Annotated in this window: 19 protein-coding genes, 3 tRNA genes and 2 pseudogenes; 16 read left to right on the forward strand and 8 right to left on the reverse strand. The window is 71.1% G+C overall.

The window, feature by feature from the left end; all coding sequences use genetic code 11:
• Positions 1 to 9 precede the first annotated feature (9 nt).
• The 3 genes and pseudogenes from NH287_RS07040 to NH287_RS15355 all read right to left on the reverse strand — a co-directional run.
• Complete coding sequence (locus tag NH287_RS07040) at positions 10 to 1,254, reverse strand: alpha-hydroxy acid oxidase (protein WP_253035011.1); 1,245 nt, start codon at positions 1,252 to 1,254, stop codon at positions 10 to 12.
• Between the two features lie 42 nt (positions 1,255 to 1,296).
• Positions 1,297 to 1,752 (reverse strand): annotated as a pseudogene (locus tag NH287_RS07045) (SDR family oxidoreductase); the annotation flags it as partial.
• Positions 1,753 to 1,805: 53 nt separating this feature from the next.
• Positions 1,806 to 1,889: pseudogene (locus NH287_RS15355) on the reverse strand (DeoR/GlpR transcriptional regulator); the annotation flags it as partial.
• A 51-nt stretch (positions 1,890 to 1,940) separates the two neighbouring features.
• On the opposite strand from NH287_RS15355, the gene NH287_RS15220 reads away from it, so the two are divergent.
• A complete protein-coding gene (locus tag NH287_RS15220; protein WP_290440411.1) occupies positions 1,941 to 2,075 on the forward strand; it encodes a hypothetical protein in 135 nt (44 codons plus the stop codon).
• A 3-nt stretch (positions 2,076 to 2,078) separates the two neighbouring features.
• Here the strand turns inward: NH287_RS15220 and NH287_RS07050 are convergent, their stop codons facing one another.
• Positions 2,079 to 2,672 (reverse strand): class I SAM-dependent methyltransferase, encoded by a 594-nt coding sequence (locus tag NH287_RS07050; RefSeq protein WP_253035012.1) that lies wholly within the window; start codon positions 2,670 to 2,672, stop codon positions 2,079 to 2,081.
• 248 nt (positions 2,673 to 2,920) lie between these two features.
• On the opposite strand from NH287_RS07050, the gene NH287_RS07055 reads away from it, so the two are divergent.
• The gene (locus NH287_RS07055) at positions 2,921 to 3,598 is read left to right on the forward strand and encodes a hypothetical protein (protein WP_253035013.1); all 678 of its coding nucleotides are present in this window, start codon (positions 2,921 to 2,923) and stop codon (positions 3,596 to 3,598) included.
• Entirely contained in the window at positions 3,574 to 4,245 is a 672-nt protein-coding gene (locus NH287_RS07060) for a hypothetical protein (RefSeq protein WP_253035014.1), read from the forward strand. The genes NH287_RS07055 and NH287_RS07060 overlap by 25 nt, the downstream gene beginning before the upstream one ends.
• Before the next feature lie 86 nt (positions 4,246 to 4,331).
• Here the strand turns inward: NH287_RS07060 and NH287_RS07065 are convergent.
• The 3 genes from NH287_RS07065 to NH287_RS07075 form a co-directional block, all read right to left on the reverse strand.
• Positions 4,332 to 4,404: transfer RNA gene (locus NH287_RS07065), tRNA-Phe, on the reverse strand.
• Between the two features lie 68 nt (positions 4,405 to 4,472).
• A tRNA-Asp gene (locus NH287_RS07070) sits at positions 4,473 to 4,546 on the reverse strand.
• A gap of 21 nt (positions 4,547 to 4,567) precedes the next feature.
• Positions 4,568 to 4,640 (reverse strand) — tRNA-Glu (locus NH287_RS07075).
• A gap of 210 nt (positions 4,641 to 4,850) precedes the next feature.
• Here NH287_RS07075 and NH287_RS07080 point away from each other — a divergent pair.
• Positions 4,851 to 6,314 carry a M23 family metallopeptidase gene (locus NH287_RS07080; protein ID WP_253035015.1) on the forward strand — a complete coding sequence of 488 codons (1,464 nt, stop codon included), beginning with the start codon at positions 4,851 to 4,853 and terminating at the stop codon, positions 6,312 to 6,314.
• A 63-nt stretch (positions 6,315 to 6,377) separates the two neighbouring features.
• On the opposite strand, the gene NH287_RS07085 is transcribed toward NH287_RS07080, so the two are convergent.
• Complete coding sequence (locus NH287_RS07085) at positions 6,378 to 6,911, reverse strand: inorganic diphosphatase (RefSeq protein ID WP_217529849.1); 534 nt, start codon at positions 6,909 to 6,911, stop codon at positions 6,378 to 6,380.
• Between the two features lie 264 nt (positions 6,912 to 7,175).
• Here NH287_RS07085 and tilS point away from each other — a divergent pair, with 264 nt between their 5' ends.
• The 12 genes from tilS to NH287_RS07145 form a co-directional block, all read left to right on the forward strand.
• On the forward strand, positions 7,176 to 8,204 hold the full coding sequence (gene tilS / locus NH287_RS07090; RefSeq protein WP_253035016.1) for a tRNA lysidine(34) synthetase TilS: 1,029 nt from the start codon (positions 7,176 to 7,178) through the stop codon (positions 8,202 to 8,204).
• A gap of 9 nt (positions 8,205 to 8,213) precedes the next feature.
• The gene (gene hpt / locus NH287_RS07095) at positions 8,214 to 8,765 is read left to right on the forward strand and encodes a hypoxanthine phosphoribosyltransferase (RefSeq protein ID WP_253035017.1); all 552 of its coding nucleotides are present in this window, start codon (positions 8,214 to 8,216) and stop codon (positions 8,763 to 8,765) included.
• 69 nt (positions 8,766 to 8,834) lie between these two features.
• Positions 8,835 to 10,838, forward strand: coding sequence for an ATP-dependent zinc metalloprotease FtsH (gene ftsH, locus NH287_RS07100; RefSeq protein WP_253035018.1), 2,004 nt, complete (start codon positions 8,835 to 8,837; stop codon positions 10,836 to 10,838).
• A 10-nt stretch (positions 10,839 to 10,848) separates the two neighbouring features.
• Entirely contained in the window at positions 10,849 to 11,439 is a 591-nt protein-coding gene (gene folE, locus NH287_RS07105) for a GTP cyclohydrolase I (protein WP_253035019.1), read from the forward strand.
• Complete coding sequence (folP, locus tag NH287_RS07110; protein ID WP_253035020.1) at positions 11,436 to 12,245, forward strand: dihydropteroate synthase; 810 nt, start codon at positions 11,436 to 11,438, stop codon at positions 12,243 to 12,245. The genes folE and folP overlap by 4 nt, the downstream gene beginning before the upstream one ends.
• Positions 12,242 to 12,607: a dihydroneopterin aldolase gene (gene folB / locus NH287_RS07115; RefSeq protein ID WP_253035021.1), complete on the forward strand. Its 366-nt coding sequence runs from the start codon at positions 12,242 to 12,244 to the stop codon at positions 12,605 to 12,607. The genes folP and folB overlap by 4 nt, the downstream gene beginning before the upstream one ends.
• Positions 12,604 to 13,140 (forward strand): 2-amino-4-hydroxy-6-hydroxymethyldihydropteridine diphosphokinase, encoded by a 537-nt coding sequence (folK, locus tag NH287_RS07120; protein WP_253035022.1) that lies wholly within the window; start codon positions 12,604 to 12,606, stop codon positions 13,138 to 13,140. Before folB ends, folK begins: the two co-directional genes overlap by 4 nt.
• Positions 13,137 to 13,628, forward strand: coding sequence for a DUF3180 domain-containing protein (locus tag NH287_RS07125; RefSeq protein ID WP_253035023.1), 492 nt, complete (start codon positions 13,137 to 13,139; stop codon positions 13,626 to 13,628). The genes folK and NH287_RS07125 overlap by 4 nt, the downstream gene beginning before the upstream one ends.
• A complete protein-coding gene (locus NH287_RS07130) occupies positions 13,573 to 14,148 on the forward strand; it encodes a PH domain-containing protein (RefSeq protein WP_253035024.1) in 576 nt (191 codons plus the stop codon). The genes NH287_RS07125 and NH287_RS07130 overlap by 56 nt, the downstream gene beginning before the upstream one ends.
• The gene (locus NH287_RS07135) at positions 14,145 to 15,824 is read left to right on the forward strand and encodes a PH domain-containing protein (protein WP_253035025.1); all 1,680 of its coding nucleotides are present in this window, start codon (positions 14,145 to 14,147) and stop codon (positions 15,822 to 15,824) included. The genes NH287_RS07130 and NH287_RS07135 overlap by 4 nt, the downstream gene beginning before the upstream one ends.
• Positions 15,821 to 16,528: a DUF2520 domain-containing protein gene (locus NH287_RS07140; RefSeq protein WP_253035026.1), complete on the forward strand. Its 708-nt coding sequence runs from the start codon at positions 15,821 to 15,823 to the stop codon at positions 16,526 to 16,528. The genes NH287_RS07135 and NH287_RS07140 overlap by 4 nt, the downstream gene beginning before the upstream one ends.
• Positions 16,525 to 17,200, forward strand: a 676-nt coding sequence (locus NH287_RS07145; RefSeq protein WP_253035027.1) for an SUMF1/EgtB/PvdO family nonheme iron enzyme, incomplete at its 3' end; no start/stop codon positions are given. The genes NH287_RS07140 and NH287_RS07145, both read left to right, overlap by 4 nt.

Below are 17,200 nucleotides of genomic sequence, written 5' to 3' on the forward strand. Positions count from 1 at the left end.
CGCGCGGGCTCAGACGTCGGTACGGGGCATCGGCGCGAGGCGGGTGAGCTGGGTCACGTGCCGCGGCTCGAGCTCGGCGATCGAGGCGACGCCGAGGAGCTTCATCGTGCGCTCGATCTCGCTGCGGAGGATCTCGATCGTCTTGTCGACGCCCGCCCGGCCGCCCGCCATGAGGCCGTAGAGGTACGCGCGGCCGATGAGCGTGAACTTCGCGCCGAGCGCTATCGCGGCGACGATGTCGGCGCCGTTCATGATGCCGGTGTCGACCATGATCGTCGCGTCCTTGCCGACCTCGCGCACCACGGTGGGCAGCAGGTGGAAGGGGATGGGTGCCCGGTCGAGCTGGCGCCCGCCGTGGTTCGAGAGGATGATGCCGTCGACGCCGTGGTCGATGAGGCGCTTCGAGTCCTCGACGTTCTGCACGCCCTTGATGACGATCTTGCCGGGCCAGATCTCGCGGATGACCTTCAGGTCCTCGTAGCTGATCGTAGGGTCCATCGCGGCGTTGAGCAGGTCGCCGACCGTGCCGCCCGTCGCCGACAGCGAGGCGAACTCGAGCTTGGGGGTCGTGAGGAAGTCGATCCACCACCACGGCCGCGGGATCGCGTTGACGATCGTGCCGAGGGTGAGCTGCGGCGGGATCGAGAAGCCGTTGCGCTTGTCGCGCAGGCGCGCGCCGGCGACGGGGGTGTCGACGGTGAACTGCAGCGTGTCGAACCCGGCCTCGGCGGCGCGCTTCGCGAGCCCGTACGAGATCTCGCGATCGCGCATGACGTACAGCTGGAACCAGTTGCGCCCGTTCGGGTTGGCGGCCTGCACGCCCTCGATCGAGGTGGTCCCGAGGGTCGAGAGGGTGAACGGGATGCCGGCGGCCCCCGCCGCTCCCGCGCCCGCGACCTCGCCCTCGGTCTGCATGAGGCGGGTGAAACCGGTCGGGGCGATGCCGAACGGCAGCGCGGACGGTCCGCCGAGGATCTCGACGGAGGTGTCGACGTTCTCCGCCGGGCGCAGCACGTCGGGGTGGAACTCGACGTCCTCGAACGCCTGCCGCGCCCGAGCGAGCGAGGTCTCGCCCTCGGCGGCGCCGTCGGTGTAGTCGAACGCGGCCTTCGGGGTGCGGCGCTTCGCGATCTTCCGCAGGTCGGCGATCGTGTACGCGGCATCCAGTCGGCGTTTCGTGCCGTTGAGCTCGGGCTTCTTGAACTGCATGAGCTCGAGCAGCTCGACGGGCTTCGGGAATTGACGCTGCACCATGGGGACCATCTTCCTCTGGAGTGATTCGACCGCGGGCCGTGTTTAACGCAGGAAGGCGGCGGCGACGCCGGAGTCCACGGGGATGTGCAGGCCGGTGGTGCGCGAGAGCTCGGGGCCGGTGAGGACGTAGACCGCGTCGGCGACGTTCTCGGGGACGACCTCGCGCTTGAGGATCGTGCGGTTCGCGTAGAACTGGCCGAGGTCCTCTTCCTTCACCCCGTAGGTCGCGGCGCGGTTGGCGCCCCAGCCGGCGGCGAAGATGCCCGAGCCGCGCACGACGCCGTCGGGGTTGATGCCGTTCACGCGCACGCCGTGCTCGCCGAGCTCGACGGCCAGCAGGCGCACCTGGTGGGCCTGGTCGGCCTTCGCGGCCGAGTACGCGATGTTGTTCGGGCCGGCGAAGACCGAGTTCTTCGACGAGATGTAGATGACGTCGCCGCCCATCTTCTGCTCGATGAGCGCCTTCGCCGCCGCCTTCGCGACGAGGAACGACCCCCGAGGTCGTCGAGGTCGCGGCGCACCGTCATGACCGAGACCCCGAGCGGGTCGGCGGCGGGTTCGAGGCGGATGCTGCCGGACTCGGCCAGCATCTCGACGAGGCGCGACCGCCGTTGAGCACTGAGGAGGGGCGGCATGCGATCAGGGTAGCCGGGCTGGTCTTGTCGCCCCGCGCTTAGGCTCGATCCGTGAGCGAGCGTCCGGCGGTCAGCTGCCCCACCTGCGGCGATCCGCTGCGCTTCGAGATCCTCGACGACGAGCGCTTCACCGTCGCGTGGTCGTGCCTGAACTGCGGGCTGGTGCGGGTGACGGAGCCGCGGTGAGGCTCAGTTCCGCAGCTCGGCGATCAGCGCCCCGACGGGTCGTGCGCCGGGTTCGGCGCGGCGGTGAATCTCGATGACCTCGAATCCGGCCACACCGAGAACGCGCTCGAGGTCGGTCGCCTTCCAGCGGTAGGCCCGCGCGATGGCGTGGTCGAACGCCTCCGTCTCATCCGCGTCGAAGTAGCCGAGCAGCAGCGACCCGCCGGGCCGCAGCACGCGAGCGAACTCGGCGAGCGGAACCGCGATGTCGCTCGGCTCGTGGTGAATCGTCGAGAACCAAACCAGGATGCCGCCGATCGCGGCATCCGGTTCGTCCATCGACTCGATGCTCTCGACGTCGAACCGGATGCCCGGGTGGGTAGCGCGAGCGTGGTCGATGAACTCCGGCACAAGGTCGATCCCGCGGTCGGCGCCCCGCTCCGCGAGGTGCTGCGTCCAGTGCCCCGGCCCGCAGCCCGCGTCGATGAGTCGACCGGATGCCGCGGCTCCCCACATCTCGATGAGGCGGCGATCCGCTTCGTGCATCGCCCCGACCGAGCCGAGCGCCTCGACGTACTCCGTCGCCCGGTTCGTGTAGGCGGCGGTCGTGCGAGTCATCCTGTGAGGCTATCGACCGTCTCGGACCTGTGTCAGGATGCGGCGGCATGAGCACCGGCCGCGATTGGACGATCCACACTCCGGGTTCGGAGGGTCGCTGTTTCCCAGAGGGTCAATCGTCTCCGCCCGGCGGTCGTACGGGCTCTGGTTGCGGGCGGTGAATCTCCCGGCTCCGGCTGACAAATGTCACGCGAACCGGTGACAGCTCGGCACTGCCGCGATCGTCACCGGCGGCGTGGGATGGATGCATGCCTTTTCGCACATCCATGGTCCCCGTAGCCTCGTCCGCCCTGCCGTTCTGGCGCCGGCCGGGCCACCTCATCCGGACGAACGCGCGCGCCTACGTGCTCCTCAACGTCGCCGCATACGGCCTCGTCCTCGTCGGTTTCGCGCTCGGGCTGCTTCTCCCCGAGCTGAACACCGCCCGCGCGGACGCGCTCGAATCCGACGGCACGGCCGACGTGGTGAGGTCGGTGGTCTCCTCGGCTCCCCTCTTCGCCCTGCTGATCTTCGCGGTGAACCTGTTCCGCCTCAGCCTCGCCACCATCGTGCTGCCATCGCTGCTGGTCCCCTTCGCGGGTCTCGCGCTGTTCGGGTGGTGGGCGGTGGAGACGGGGGTCACGCTCGTGCAGACCACGGCCGTCGGCTGGGTCGCGCTCATCCCTCACGCGCTCACCGTCCTGATCGAACTGCAGGCCTACGTCCTCTTCCTGCTCGGCGCGTGGATCCTGGGCCGCAGCTGGCTGCGTCCGCGCAGTGTCGGGGTGCAGCGGCACCGGGACGGGTATGTCCGAGGACTCGAGAGCATCGGCCTCTTGGCAGTGCCGGCGCTGATCCTCCTGGTCGTCGGAGCGATCTGGGAGGCGTACTCCCTGCTGTACCTGGTCCATCCGCTCAGCCAGTGGCTGCTCGGTGGTGCTGCCTGATGGCGACCTGGCGGCAGCGCATCGCCGAACGGCGGGTCCGCGCGGGGGACGGCCGTCCCCTCGATCCCTACCGGTGGTGGCAGGCGCTCGGCAGGTCGACGTTCGCCATCACGCTCCCCGGTGCGAACGGATCCACGTCCGTCTTCACGGTCGACGTTCGCCAGTGGGGGGACCGGGATGACGGCGAGGTGCGGGCGCGGCTCTACCGAGACGGCGCGCTGGATGCCGTCTCCCGGCTGCCGGCACGATTCGCCGTCCCCGGCGGCCACATCGAGGTCGCCGCGAACTCCTTCGGGCTCCGACGATGCCATTTCGTCTCGACGGAAGGGGAGGAACGACAGTTGACGCCGCACCCGCGGTCCGCAGAAGGACGGCGCGCGGCGCTGCACCGGCGGCATCCGTTCCTCAGCCATGTGGTCGGCGTCGTCGCATCGGTCCTCGTCGTCGCCGGAGTCGGCATCGCCGTGCCCCAGTTGGTCGAGACGATCTCGCACATCGAACTGTTCGCGCAGCACCTCGGCACCTTCACGTCGCCCATCCGGCTCTCCGCGGAGGCGAACATCGCCGTGACGCTCGTTCTGGCAGCGGCAAGCACCGAACGGGCACTGCGGCTGAGGTCGAACTGGCTCGACGAACTGGCCGGATGACGCGGACCGACGCCAGGGCAAAGCAAAACCCCCGCCATGTAGAAGCTAGGCGAGGGTTTCTGGGACCGTTGTAACGACGGTCCGTGTGGCTCCGACGGGCGTCGATCCCGTGACCTCACGATTTTCAGTCGTGCGCTCTACCAACTGAGCTACAGAGCCTCATGGCTGCAGAAGAGCCATGTCCTAGACGAAGAGCCCTCTGAAAACAAAGGGCTCGTCGCTCGGAGCGACCCTGACGGGACTTGAACCCGCGACCTCCGCCGTGACAGGGCGGCACGCTAACCAACTGCGCTACAGGGCCATGCTTATTAAATTGTGGGAGTGACCCCAACGGGATTCGAACCCGTGCTACCGCCGTGAAAGGGCGGCGTCCTAGGCCGCTAAACGATGGGGCCGAGCGAACCCGGGGGCTCACGCTTACCGAGGGTCAAGCATATGCGATCCCCGACGAATGTGCGAATCGAGGGCGCGCCAGCATCCTCCGCCGCGAGAACCGGGGCACGATGGCGATGCCCGTCCGCACTTTTCCTGTGACGGATGTGAACAGTGTTGCTACTGTGATGGGCGGATCAGCACGCCATCTGGCCGAGGGGAGGGTGTGTGCAGTGACCGATCTTTCCGAGGCGCCGGACGTCGATTGCGGCTGCGCGCCCACCGCCGACGAGATGCGATCGTTCTCGTCGCGCATCAGCCGACGCAACGCCCTGGGACTCGGCATCCTCGGTGTGGCCGCGGCATCCACCGGTCTGGGCTTCGCCCTTCCCGCCTTCGCCGCCACCTCGTACCCGAGCTGGGACGACGTCGAGAAGGCCCGCAACAACGAAGCCGCCAAGGGCTCTGAGATCACCCGCATCCAGAACCTCATCTCGTCGCTCGAGAACGACGTCGCCGCCAAGCAGGCCGAAGCCGAGCGCCTCGGCGTCGAGTACCAGGACGCCCTCATCGCGTTCGAGGACGCCGCCGCCCGCGCCGACGCGCTGCAGGCCAAGGCCGACGCCGAGGAGGCCCGCGCCAAGGAGTCCGCCGCGAAGCTCGGCGTCCTCGCCGCGCAGCAGTACCGCTCCGGCAAGGGCGACGCAACCCTCGAGCTCTTCTTCTCCGACTCGTCCGCCAGCGCCGACGACCTGCTCGGACGCCTCGGCACGATGGATCGCCTCGTCGGCGCCAACCGCGACGTCTACGCCGAGGCCGTCGGCGCCCGCGACAGCGCGAAGAGCCTCGCCGCCCAGGCCCAGGTCGCCCGCGACGAGCGTGACAAGCGCAAGATCGAGGCCGAGCAGAAGATGCAGGCCGCGCAGGATGCCGCGCAAGCCGCGCAGGCCGCCCTCGCCGCCCAGAACGAACACCGCGAAGTCCTCGAAGCGCAGCTCGACGCCCTCCGCGACACCACGGCCAAGACCGTCGCCGGGTACAAGGCCGGCGTCGAAGCCGCCCGCAAGGCGCGCGAAGAGGCCGCCCGCAAGGCCCGCGCAGAGGCTGCCCGCAAGGCTCGCGAAGAGGAAGCCCGCCGTATCGCGGAAGAGAAGCGCCGCCGCGAAGAAGCAGCGGCCGCCGCGGCCAACAAGCCCAAGCCGAGCACGGGGGGATCCTCCAGCGGCGGCTCGTCCGGCGGCGGAAGCAGCAGCGGTGGCAGCGGCGGCGTCGTCCAGTCGTCCGGGTGGGTGCGTCCCGCCCACGGCTGGATCAGCTCCTGGTTCGGCACGCGCGGCAGCATCTGCGGTTCCGGTGGCTGCACGGCCAGCGGCCACCGCGGCATCGACTTCGCCAGCTCCTGCGGCTCGCCGATCTACGCCGCGGCATCCGGCACCGTGGTCTTCGCCGGCTACAGCGGAGCCTGGGGCAACTACATCCAGGTCCGCCACAGCGACGGCACCGTCACCGGGTACGCGCACATCATCAACGGCGGCTACAACGTCGGCTACGGCGACCGCGTCCGCGCCGGTCAGACGATCGCCTACATCGGCAGCACCGGCGCCTCCACCGGCTGCCACGTGCACTTCGAGGTCTACCGCGGCGGCGTCCGCATCGACCCGGCGCCCTTCCTGCGCGCTCGCGGCATCAGCGTCTGACGCCCGCCGCCGAGACGACAGAGGGTCGGATGCCGCGCGGCATCCGACCCTCTTCGTTTCACGTCAGAGCGTGTTCGGCGACTCGCCCTCACCCTGCGTGCGGGTCTCGCCCTCGTGCTGCTCGAAGCGCTCGAACGCCTCGCCGACCAGGCGCTCGGCCTCAGCGGCGTTCGCCCACTCGTCGACCTTGACCCACTTGCCCGGCTCGAGGTCCTTGTAGCGCTCGAAGAAGTGGCCGATCTCGCCCTTGGTCCACTCGTCGATGTCGTCGACGTCCTGGATGTGAGCCCAGCGCGGATCCTTCGCCAGGACCGCGACGACCTTGTCGTCGCCGCCGGCCTCGTCGCTCATCTTCAGGACGGCGACCGGGCGGACCTTGGCCAGCACGCCCGGGTAGATCTCGCGGTCGAGCAGGACCAGCACGTCGAGCGGGTCGCCGTCCTCGCCGAGCGTGTTCTCGAAGAAGCCGTAGTTCGCGGGGTACCCCATCGGGGTGAACAGAACGCGGTCGAGGAAGACGCGGCCCGTGCCGTGGTCGACCTCGTACTTCACGCGGCTGCCGCGCGGGATCTCGATGACGGCGTCGTACGCGCCCATGCCTGTGCTCCTTTGAATGTCCGGTGGGATGCGCCGACCAGCCTACTGGCGCCGCTGCGTGTGCCGAACTCCGGAAAAACGCCGCGAACAGCCGTCTTCGGCCCCTGTCGCCGCGGTTTCACCTGCATTCGGCACGCCGCCGCGCACCGTATGCAGTCTCCACGCCCGTGGCGGGCGCCCGCCCGGCGCGGAGTCACGCGCGAGCCCCGACAGGCCTCGGCGCCGCAGACTGAGTACGGGACACCGGCCGGATAGCGTGGAGCCGTGCCGTCCCTGAACCCCGCCGTCGCCGAGGTCCGTCGCGCCGTCCGCGCTGCCCTGACCGGGCTTCCGGAGGGCGCCGTCGTCTTCGTCGGGCTGTCGGGCGGCGCCGATTCGCTGGCTCTGGCCGCGGCCGTCGCGTTCGAGGCACCCAAGCTCGGACTGCGGGCCGCCTCGGTCACCGTCGACCACGGTCTGCAGCCGGACTCGGCGGAGGTCGCCGCCCGCGCCGCGCGCGCGGCCGCACGCCTCGACCTCGACCCGCTCGTCGTGCGCGTCGAGGTCGGTGCCGACGGCGGACCCGAGGCCGCCGCACGCGATGCGCGGTACCGCGTGCTCCGGGATGCCGCGCGCGACGCCCGCGCCGCCGCGGTGCTCGTCGCCCACACCCTCGACGACCAGGCCGAGACCGTCCTCCTGGGGCTCGCGCGCGGATCGGGGGCGGGCAGCCTGCAGGGGATGGCGGCGGCATCCGATCTCGACGGCGTGCCGCTGCTGCGGCCCCTGCTCGACGTCCGCCGCGCGACGACGCGGGCCGCCTGCGCCGCACAGGGCCTCGAGCCCTGGGACGACCCCCACAACGAAGACGCGCGCTTCACCCGTGTGCGCGTCCGCGAGCGGGTGCTGCCCGTGCTCGAGGCCGAGCTCGGCCCGGGTATCGCCGAGGCGCTCGCCCGGACGGCCGCGCAGCTGCGGGAGGACGCCGACGCCTTCGACGAGATGATCGACGAGACCATCGAGGACATCGTCGAGCACGCCGAGGCCGGCATCGCCGTCTCGGTCGCCGCGCTCGCCGCCAACCCGCCGGCGCTGCGCCACCGCATCATCCGGCACGTCGTCGCGAGCGAGTTCCACGCCTCGCTGACGCGCACGCAGACCCTCGAGGTGGCGCGGCTGGTGACGGACTGGGCGGGGCAGGGTCCGATCGACCTGCCCGGATGCCGCGCCCGCCGCATCGGTGCGATGATCGAGTTCACGGGAGCCGAGGCCGGGACGGGCGCCCGATTCCCGGCATCCGATCGCGAACTTTAGACTTCTGCAATGCGCGCAGCCGAGATCGCCGACCAGCTCACCGATGTCCTCGTCACCGAGGAGGAGATCCAGGCCAAACTCGAACAGCTCGCGCGGCAGGTGGAGGCCGACTACGAGGGCAAGGATCTGCTGCTCGTGGGCGTGCTGAAGGGCGCGGTCATGGTCATGGCCGACTTCGCGCGCTCGCTCAAGCGCCCGATCGAGATGGACTGGATGGCGGTCTCGTCGTACGGCGCCGGAACGAAGTCGAGCGGTGTCGTGCAGATCCGGAAGGACCTCGACACCGACATCTCGGGCAAGCACGTCCTGATCGTCGAGGACATCATCGACTCGGGCCTCACCCTCAGCTGGCTGCTCGAGAACTTCGCGTCACGCGGCGCGGCGTCGATCGAGGTGCTCGCGCTGCTTCGCAAGCCCGAGGCCGCCAAGGTCGAGATCGACTGCCGCTACGTCGGCTTCGACATCCCCGTGGAGTTCGTCGTCGGCTACGGACTCGACTTCGCGGAGAAGTACCGCAACCTCCGCGACGTGGCGGTCCTCGCACCCCACGTCTACGCCTGATTCCGCGCGGTACGCCGAAAACGAACGCACAGACCCCGCATAGCCCTGCGGGGGTAGCCTGAACGCACCATGAACGTCAAGAAGCTCTCCCGCAACCCGTTCGTCTACGTGGTTCTCATCGGCGTGCTCTTGATCGTCGGGATGACCCTCATCACCAACCTGACGGGTGCCCGCAGCATCACGACGCAGGAGGGCCTGAAGCTCCTCGGCGGCGACACCGTGACGCAGGCGACCCTGACCGACGGTGACCAGCGGGTCGACCTCACCCTCAGCGAGCCGTTCGAGGGCGCGACGAACGTGCAGTTCTACTACGTGGCCGAGCGCGCCGACGCGGTCGTGCAGGCGGTGGACTCGGCTGCTCCGAAGGACGGCTATAACGACGTCGTGCCGCAGACGAGCTGGTTCGGCAGCCTCATCTCGATCCTCCTCCCCATCCTCATCCTCGGTCTGCTCTTCTGGTGGCTGCTCTCGAGCGCCCAGGGCGGCGGCAGCAAGGTCATGCAGTTCGGCAAGTCGCGCGCCAAGCTCGTGACGAAGGAGACCCCGACGGTCACCTTCGCCGACGTCGCCGGGTCCGACGAGGCCATCGAAGAAATGCAGGAGATCAAGGACTTCCTGCGCGACCCCGCCAAGTTCCAGGCCGTCGGTGCGCGGATCCCCAAGGGCGTGCTGCTGTACGGCCCTCCTGGAACCGGTAAGACCCTCCTCGCGCGCGCCGTCGCCGGCGAGGCCGGGGTGCCGTTCTACTCCATCTCAGGTTCGGACTTCGTCGAGATGTTCGTGGGTGTCGGTGCGAGCCGCGTGCGCGACCTCTTCAAGGAGGCGAAGGAGAACGCGCCCGCCATCATCTTCATCGACGAGATCGACGCCGTCGGCCGCCACCGCGGCGCCGGCATGGGCGGCGGTCACGACGAGCGCGAGCAGACGCTCAACCAGATGCTCGTCGAGATGGACGGCTTCGACCCGAAGGTGTCGGTGCTCGTCATCGCCGCGACGAACCGTCCCGACATCCTCGACCCGGCTCTGCTGCGCCCGGGCCGTTTCGACCGCCAGATCGGTGTCGACGCCCCCGATCTGAAGGGGCGCCAGAAGATCCTCGAGGTGCACGGTCGCGGCAAGCCGCTCTCGCCCTCGGTCGACCTGTCGGTCGTGGCGCGCAAGACCCCCGGCTTCACGGGTGCCGACCTCGCCAACGTCCTCAACGAGGCAGCCCTGCTGACGGCCCGCTCGAACGCGCAGCTCATCGACATGCGCGCCCTCGACGAGGCCATCGACCGCGTGATCGCCGGTCCGCAGCGCCGCACCCGCGTCATGAAGGACAAGGAGAAGCTCATCACGGCGTACCACGAGGGCGGCCACGCCCTCGCCGCCGCCGCGATGAACAACACCGACCCCGTCACGAAGGTCACGATCCTGCCCCGCGGCAAGGCGCTCGGCTACACGATGGTGCTGCCGCTCGACGACAAGTACTCCGTGACCCGCAACGAGCTGCAGGACCAGCTCACCTACGCGATGGGCGGACGTGTCGCCGAGGAGATCGTCTTCCACGACCCGACCACCGGTGCCTCCAACGACATCGAGAAGGCCACCGGCATCGCCCGGAAGATGGTCACCGAGTACGGCATGACCACCGACGTCGGACCGGTCAAGCTCGGCTCGTCGTCGGGTGAGGTCTTCATGGGCCGCGACATGGGCCACGGCCGCGACTTCAGCGAGCGGATCGCCGAGCGCGTCGACGCCCAGGTGCGCGGACTCATCGAGCAGGCGCACAACGAGGCCTACCAGGTCATCAACGACAACCGCGAGATCCTCGACCGGCTCGCGCTCGCGCTCCTCGAGAAGGAGACCCTCGACCACCTCGAGCTCGCCGAGATCTTCAAGGACGTCAAGAAGCTCCCGCCGCGCCCGCAGTGGCTCTCGAGCAGCGAGCGTCCCGTCTCGACGCTGCCTCCCGTCGAGGTCCCGCGCCGCGCCGAGGCGCCGGTCGCGGCGAACACCGAGGCCGCGCAGCCGGCCGCCGAGACCTCTCCCGCGCGCCACGCGACGGGGCAGGCTCGACCCGCGACGGCCTGAGGCGGCCCGCATGGCGGTCGACCGCGAGCGCGTCGCCGAGCTGGTCCGAGAACTGCTCGTGGCCATCGGTGAGGATCCGGAGCGCCCGGGCCTGAAGCTCACCCCGCAGCGCGTCGCCGACGCGTACGCGGAGTTCTTCTCCGGAGTGGGGGAGGATGCCGCGGCCCCCCTCGCGCACACGATCTCGGTGACGCGGGGGCCGGCCCCCGACACGCTGCCCTCGGGCGCCGTCATGCTGCGCGACATCCGCTTCCAGTCGATGTGCGAGCACCATCTGCTGCCGTTCGCGGGACGCGCGCACGTCGCGTACCTGCCGGGCGAGCAGGTGGTCGGTCTCGGCGCACTGCCCCGGGTGATCGACATCCTCGCCGCTCGGCCGCAGGTGCAGGAGCGTCTGGGCGAGCAGATCGCCGACGCGATCGCCGGCTCGATCGACACCCGCGGGGTGCTCGTCGTGCTCGACGCGGTGCACGAGTGCGTGACGATGCGGGGCGGGCGTCAGACGGCGGCATCCACCGTCACCGTGGCGGCCCGCGGCGCGTTCACCGAGGCCGCGGCGCGGGCCGAGGCGATCGCCCTGCTCACGGGTGGCCGCACATGACCCTCGTCATGGGGGTCGTGAACGTCACGCCGGACTCGTTCAGCGACGGCGGGCGCTACGCCTCGCACGACGCGGCGATCGCGCACGGTCGCGCGCTGCGTCTCGACGGCGCCGACCTGCTCGACATCGGCGGAGAGTCGACGCGGCCGGGCGCCGAACGCGTCGCGCCCGCGGACGAGCAGGGCCGCATACTGCCCGTCGTCGAGGCCCTCGCCGAAGACGGCGCGACGATCAGCGTCGACACGATGAACGCGAGCACCGCGATGGCCGCCGTCGCCGCGGGCGCCCGCATCGTCAACGACGTGTCGGGCGGCCTCGCCGACCCCGACATGCTCCCCGCCGTCGCGGACACCGAGGCCGACGTCGTCCTGCAGCACTGGCGCGGGCACTCGGCCGACATGTACCGCACCGCCGTGTACGACGACATCGTCGCCGAGGTGGTCGGCGAACTAGGTGAGCGCGTCGCCGCCGCCCGGGCGGCAGGCATCCCGGATCACCGCATCGTCGTCGACCCGGGCTTCGGCTTCGGCAAGACGCCCGAGCAGAACTGGCTGGTCGTGCGCGGCCTCGCCAGCCTGATCGGCGAGGGTCACCGGGTGCTCGTCGGGACGAGTCGCAAGCGGATGCTGGCGGTCGCCGCCGCCGGCGCGGGCATCGAGCTCGCGGGCGAGGACGACCTGGACCTCGCGACCGCCGTCACGAGCGTCCTCGCCGCGCAGGCGGGGGTGTGGGCGGTGCGCGTGCACGACGTCGCCGCCACACGCCTCGCGCTCGCGGTGCGCGCGGCGTGGGAGGGGGAGCGATGACCGACGAGATCGCGATCACCGGCATCCGTGCCACGGGGTATCACGGCGTCTACGACCACGAACGCCGCGACGGTCAGGAGTTCGTCGCCGACCTCGTGCTCTCGCTGTCGCTCGCACCGGCCGCGGCCAGCGACGACGTCGTCGACACCGTGCACTACGGCGAGGTCGCCGAACGCGTGGCGGCGCTGCTCGCCGGCGACCCGGTCAACCTCATCGAGACGCTCGCCGAGCGCATCGCGACCGCCGTGCTCACCGGCTGGCCGCTCGTCCAGGCCGTGGCCGTCACCGTGCACAAGCCGGCAGCTCCCATCCCCGTCCCGTTCGGCGACGTCGCCGTGACCGTCCGGCGGTCGCGCGCATGAGCCGTCGGTTGGCCGAGGGGACACCGCCGCGCGAGCCGCGTGCCGCCGGCCCCGCCCATCGCGCGGTCATCGCCCTCGGCGCGAACCTGGGGGAGCGGGCCGCCACGATCGCCGAGGCCATCGCCGACCTCGGCCGACTGCCGCTGACCGAACTGGTCGCCGCGGCCGAGCCGGTCGAGTCCGTCGCGATCACTCTCGGCGGACCGGATGCCGACGCCCCCCGCTACCTCAACACGGTGGCGATCGTCGACACCCGTCTCGCCCCGACGATGCTCCTCGGCTATCTGCACGCCATCGAGGGGCGGCACGGACGCGAACGGCGGGAGCGGTGGGGGAGCCGCACCCTCGACCTCGACCTCATCACGTACGGCGACGTGCGCTCCGACGACCCCGCGCTCGTCCTGCCGCACCCGCGGGCGGCGGAGCGGGACTTCGTCCTCGACCCCTGGCTCCGCATCGACCCCGACGCGGTGCTCCCCGGTGTCGGCCGGGTGGCCGACCTGCGCGCCGCCCTCCCCGGAGGTGCGTCGTGACGCGCACGAACCCGCTCCTGCTCGCGGCCATCGCCGTCGTGTCGGGTGTCGCCGGGTTCTTCGTCGACCAGGTGCTGACGGGCATGGGGCATCCCAGTTTCACCCCGTCGCCCCTGTTGCCGATCCTGCTCGTCGCACTCGCGGTGGCGGTCGTCGCGGCGGCGATCCCGGTGCGCCGTGCGACCGTCGGGGCGGCGGCACCGGTCGATCCGTTCCGGGCGCTGCGGATCGCGATGATGGCGAAGGCGTCGAGCATCGTCGGCGCCCTCGTCGCGGGATTCGCGGGCGGCCTCCTCGTCTTCGTCCTCACGCGACCGGTGTCACCCTCGTTAGGCTCGACGGGTGCGGTGATCGCCGCACTGGGGGGCGGGTTGCTCCTCGTCGCCGGCGCCCTCGTCGCCGAACACCTGTGCACCATCCGGAAGGACGATGATGACGACCAGCCCGGACCCGACGAGCCCGATTACGGACTCTCCCACTCCGACTGACGACGCGACCTTCTCGCGGATCCTCGAGCCGCGCGGTGCGAACCGCCTGCCGCTCGGCGACGGCACGTGGCGGCAACTGTCGCGCAAGTACGTCCTCGGGCAGGTCATCGGCAACCTGGTGCTGCTGGTGCTGATCGCCGCGGCGGTCCTCACCCTCTGGCTCATGTTCCAGGCGACCTGGCCTCTCATTCCCGGCTCGATCCTCTTCGTCATCGTCCTCGTGACGTTGATCGTCACGCCGCGTCAGGCGCGCTCGATCGGGTACCAGTTGCGCGAGGACGACCTCGTCTTCCGCCGCGGCATCCTGTGGCAGCGCATGGTGTCGGTGCCCTACGGTCGGCTGCAGCTCGTCGACATCACGCACGGCCCGCTGGACCGGATGCTGGGCATCGCCCAGCTGAAGCTCGTCACCGCCGCGGCATCCACCGGTGTGACGATCCCCGGGCTGCCGCAGAAGGACGCTGAGGCGCTGCGCGACACCCTCATCGAGGTGGCCGAGACCCGGCGGACCGGCCTGTGAGCGACCTCGACCCGCAGCCGGCCGCTCCGGCGGACGTCGGCGTGCCCGCGCCGCCGCCCGCCGCGGTGCGGTCCGAGATGAGCGACGGCGAATGGCACCGGCTGCATCCGCTGTCGCCGCTGCTGCGCGGCGGGCTGACGCTCCTCGTCATCATCGGCATCCTGATCGCGAACCTGCGCGACCGGCTCATCTCGTTCTTCCTGCCGGAGGGCTTCCGGTGGGACGAGGAGGACCCGGTCGACTTCGTGCTGCAGAACGGCATCGCCGTCCAGGCGATCGTCGCCGTGGTCGTCGGGCTGATCGTGCTGGTCGCCCTGTTCTGGATGGCGTGGCGCTTCCACACCTTCCGCATCACGGGCGACGAGGTCGAGGTGCGCAGCGGTGTGCTGTTCCGCACGCACCGGCGCGCACCCCTCGACCGGGTGCAGGGTGTGAACCTCACCCGGCCCGCGCTCGCCCGGCTCGTCGCGCTGGCCAAGCTCGAGGTCGTCGGCGCGGGTCTCGACGCGAACGTCAAGCTCGAGTACCTGTCGACGGCGAACGCCGAGACGGTGCGCGGCGACATCCTGCGCCTCGCGTCCGGACACCGGACGAAGGATGCCGCGGCCCGCACCGCGGCGGGCGGTCCGCTCACCTCGCGGGTGACGGCGGGGATCTCCGAGATCATCGACGGCGTCGAGGACGACGGCACCGAAGCGGAATCCATCGTCCGCGTGCCGATGTCACGCCTCATCCTGGCGGGGCTGCTGTCGGGATCGACGATCAGCTTCGTCCTCGTGGTGATCGCCGTGATCGTCGGGCTCGTGCTGCAGCCGGTGTGGATCGTCCCGGCGCTCGGCGCCTCGATCCCCACCGCCATCGCCTTCGGCGCGTACGCCGTGCGCCGCTTCGTCCGGACGGTCCGCTACTCGATCGCCCCGTCGGCCTCGGGCGTCCGGGTGACCTTCGGGCTGCTCACGACGGTGACCGAGACGCTGCCGCCCGGCCGCATCCACGCCGTCGACGTCCGTCAGCCGCTGCTGTGGCGTTGGGGCGGGTGGTACCGCATCCGCATCAACCAGATCTCGGGACGTTCGGCGGGCGACACGTCGGCGGCGCAGATGGGCGACGTGCTGCCCATCGGGACGCAGGCGGACGTCGAGCGCGTCCTGCGCCTGCTGCTCCCGTCGGTCCCGATCGACGCGGCGCTGCTCGACGCGGGCCTCCACGGCCCCGCCGCGGGCGACGGGTACACGACGTCGCCGGCTCGCGCGCGCGTCATCGACCCGCTCACCTGGCGACGCAACGGCATCCTCGTCCTGCCGCAGGCCCTGCTCGTGCGCACCGGGCGCCTCTGGCCGAAGCTCACCATCCTGCCGCTCGCGCGCCTGCAGTCCGTACGCATCTCGCAGGGCCCCCTCGACCGCCGGCTGGGCCTCGCCGGGCTCACCGGCCACACCGTGCTCGGCCCGGTGTCGGGCACCGTCGCCTCGCTCGACCATGAAGAGGCGTACGCGCTCTGGAACGACATCACCGCGGCGGCCGTGGCTGCGGCATCCGCGGAATCGGTGAGCCCGGCTGCGGATGAGGAGGATGCCGCGGGGGTGGATGCGGCGGGGTCCGCGCCGGACACCGCCGCGCCCGACACCGCCGCGCCCGTCGTCGCACCCGCCCGGGCGGAGGACGAGCAACCGTGACGCGGGACGGCCGCCTCGGCGTGGGGGTGATCGGCGCGGGACGCGTCGGTCCCGTGGTCGGTGCCGCCCTCGCGGGCGCCGGGCATGCCCTCACCGGCATCACGTCGGGTTCGGACGACGATCGCGTCGACGCGATCCTCCCCGACCTCCCCCGGCTGAGCGCGGAGGAGGTCGTCCGCCGCAGCGAACTCGTCGTCCTCGCCGTCCCGCACGACGAGCTGCCCGCCCTCGTCGCGGGCCTTGCCGAGGTCGGGGCCTGGCAGGTCGGGCAGATCGTGATGCACACCGATGCCGCTCACGGCATACAGGTGCTCGGTCCCGCCGCGTCGCGCGGCGCGATCCCCGTCGCCATCCACCCCGCCATCGCCTTCACCGGCACGTCGACGGACCTCCGCGCTCTGAAGGACGCCTACGCGGCGGTGACCGCACCGGCCGCCGTGATGCCGATCGCGCAGGCGCTCGCCGTCGAGATGGGGTGCGAGCCCGTCGTGGTCACGGACGCCGAGCGCGCCGCCTACGGCGAGGCGATCGCCACCGCCACGACGTTCTCCTCGTCGATCGTGCGGCAGTCCGCCGACCTGCTCCGCGCCGCGGGTGTCGAGGATCCGTCGCGCTACCTCTCCGCCCTCGTCCACACGACGATCGACCGCGCGCTCACCGAGACCGCCCCCTCGATCGGCGACGGTCCGACGGCGCTGCCGTGAGCGACGTCGAGCTCGCCCGCATCCCCGCCGGGCGCGTGGAGCTCCACGACGCGCGCCGTCGCACGCGCTGGACCGTCGAGCTCGAACCGTTCGAGATCGGGGTCTATCCCGTCATGGAGGAGCAGCTCTCCGAGGTGCTGGGGATCGCGGCATCCCATCCGCGGCGTCCCGCCGTCGAGGTCAGCTGGCTGCGCGCCGTGCGGTTCTGCAACGCGCTGTCGGAGTGGGAGGGCCTCGACCCCGCGTACGCCGTCGACGGCGAAGAGGTGCGGTGGCACGTCGACAGCGACGGCTTCCGGCTGCCGACCGAAGCCGAGTGGGAGTACGCCTGCCGCGCCGGGTCGACGGGGCCGCACTACGGCCCGCTGGCCGAGATCGCGTGGACGGCGGCCGACGGGGTGAGCGCGCCGCAGCCGGTCGGCGGCAAGCTGCCCAACCTCAACGGACTGTTCGACACCCTCGGCAACGTCTGGGAGTGGTGCTGGGACTTCCTCGACACGGAGCGTTACGACGACTACCGCGTGTTCCGCGGCGGCGGGTTCGCCGACGACGCCTGGAGCGTGCGGGCCGGCACCCGCCGCGGCGGGGGACCGCGGATGACGCACGACGACGTCGGGTTCCGCGTCGCGCGGGGCGGTTTCGACGCCGTCGACGCCGCGCAGGGGTGGTCGG

This window comes from Microbacterium sp. CnD16-F (genome assembly GCF_024124465.1).
GTDB classification, from domain to species: domain Bacteria; phylum Actinomycetota; class Actinomycetes; order Actinomycetales; family Microbacteriaceae; genus Microbacterium; species Microbacterium gawkjiense.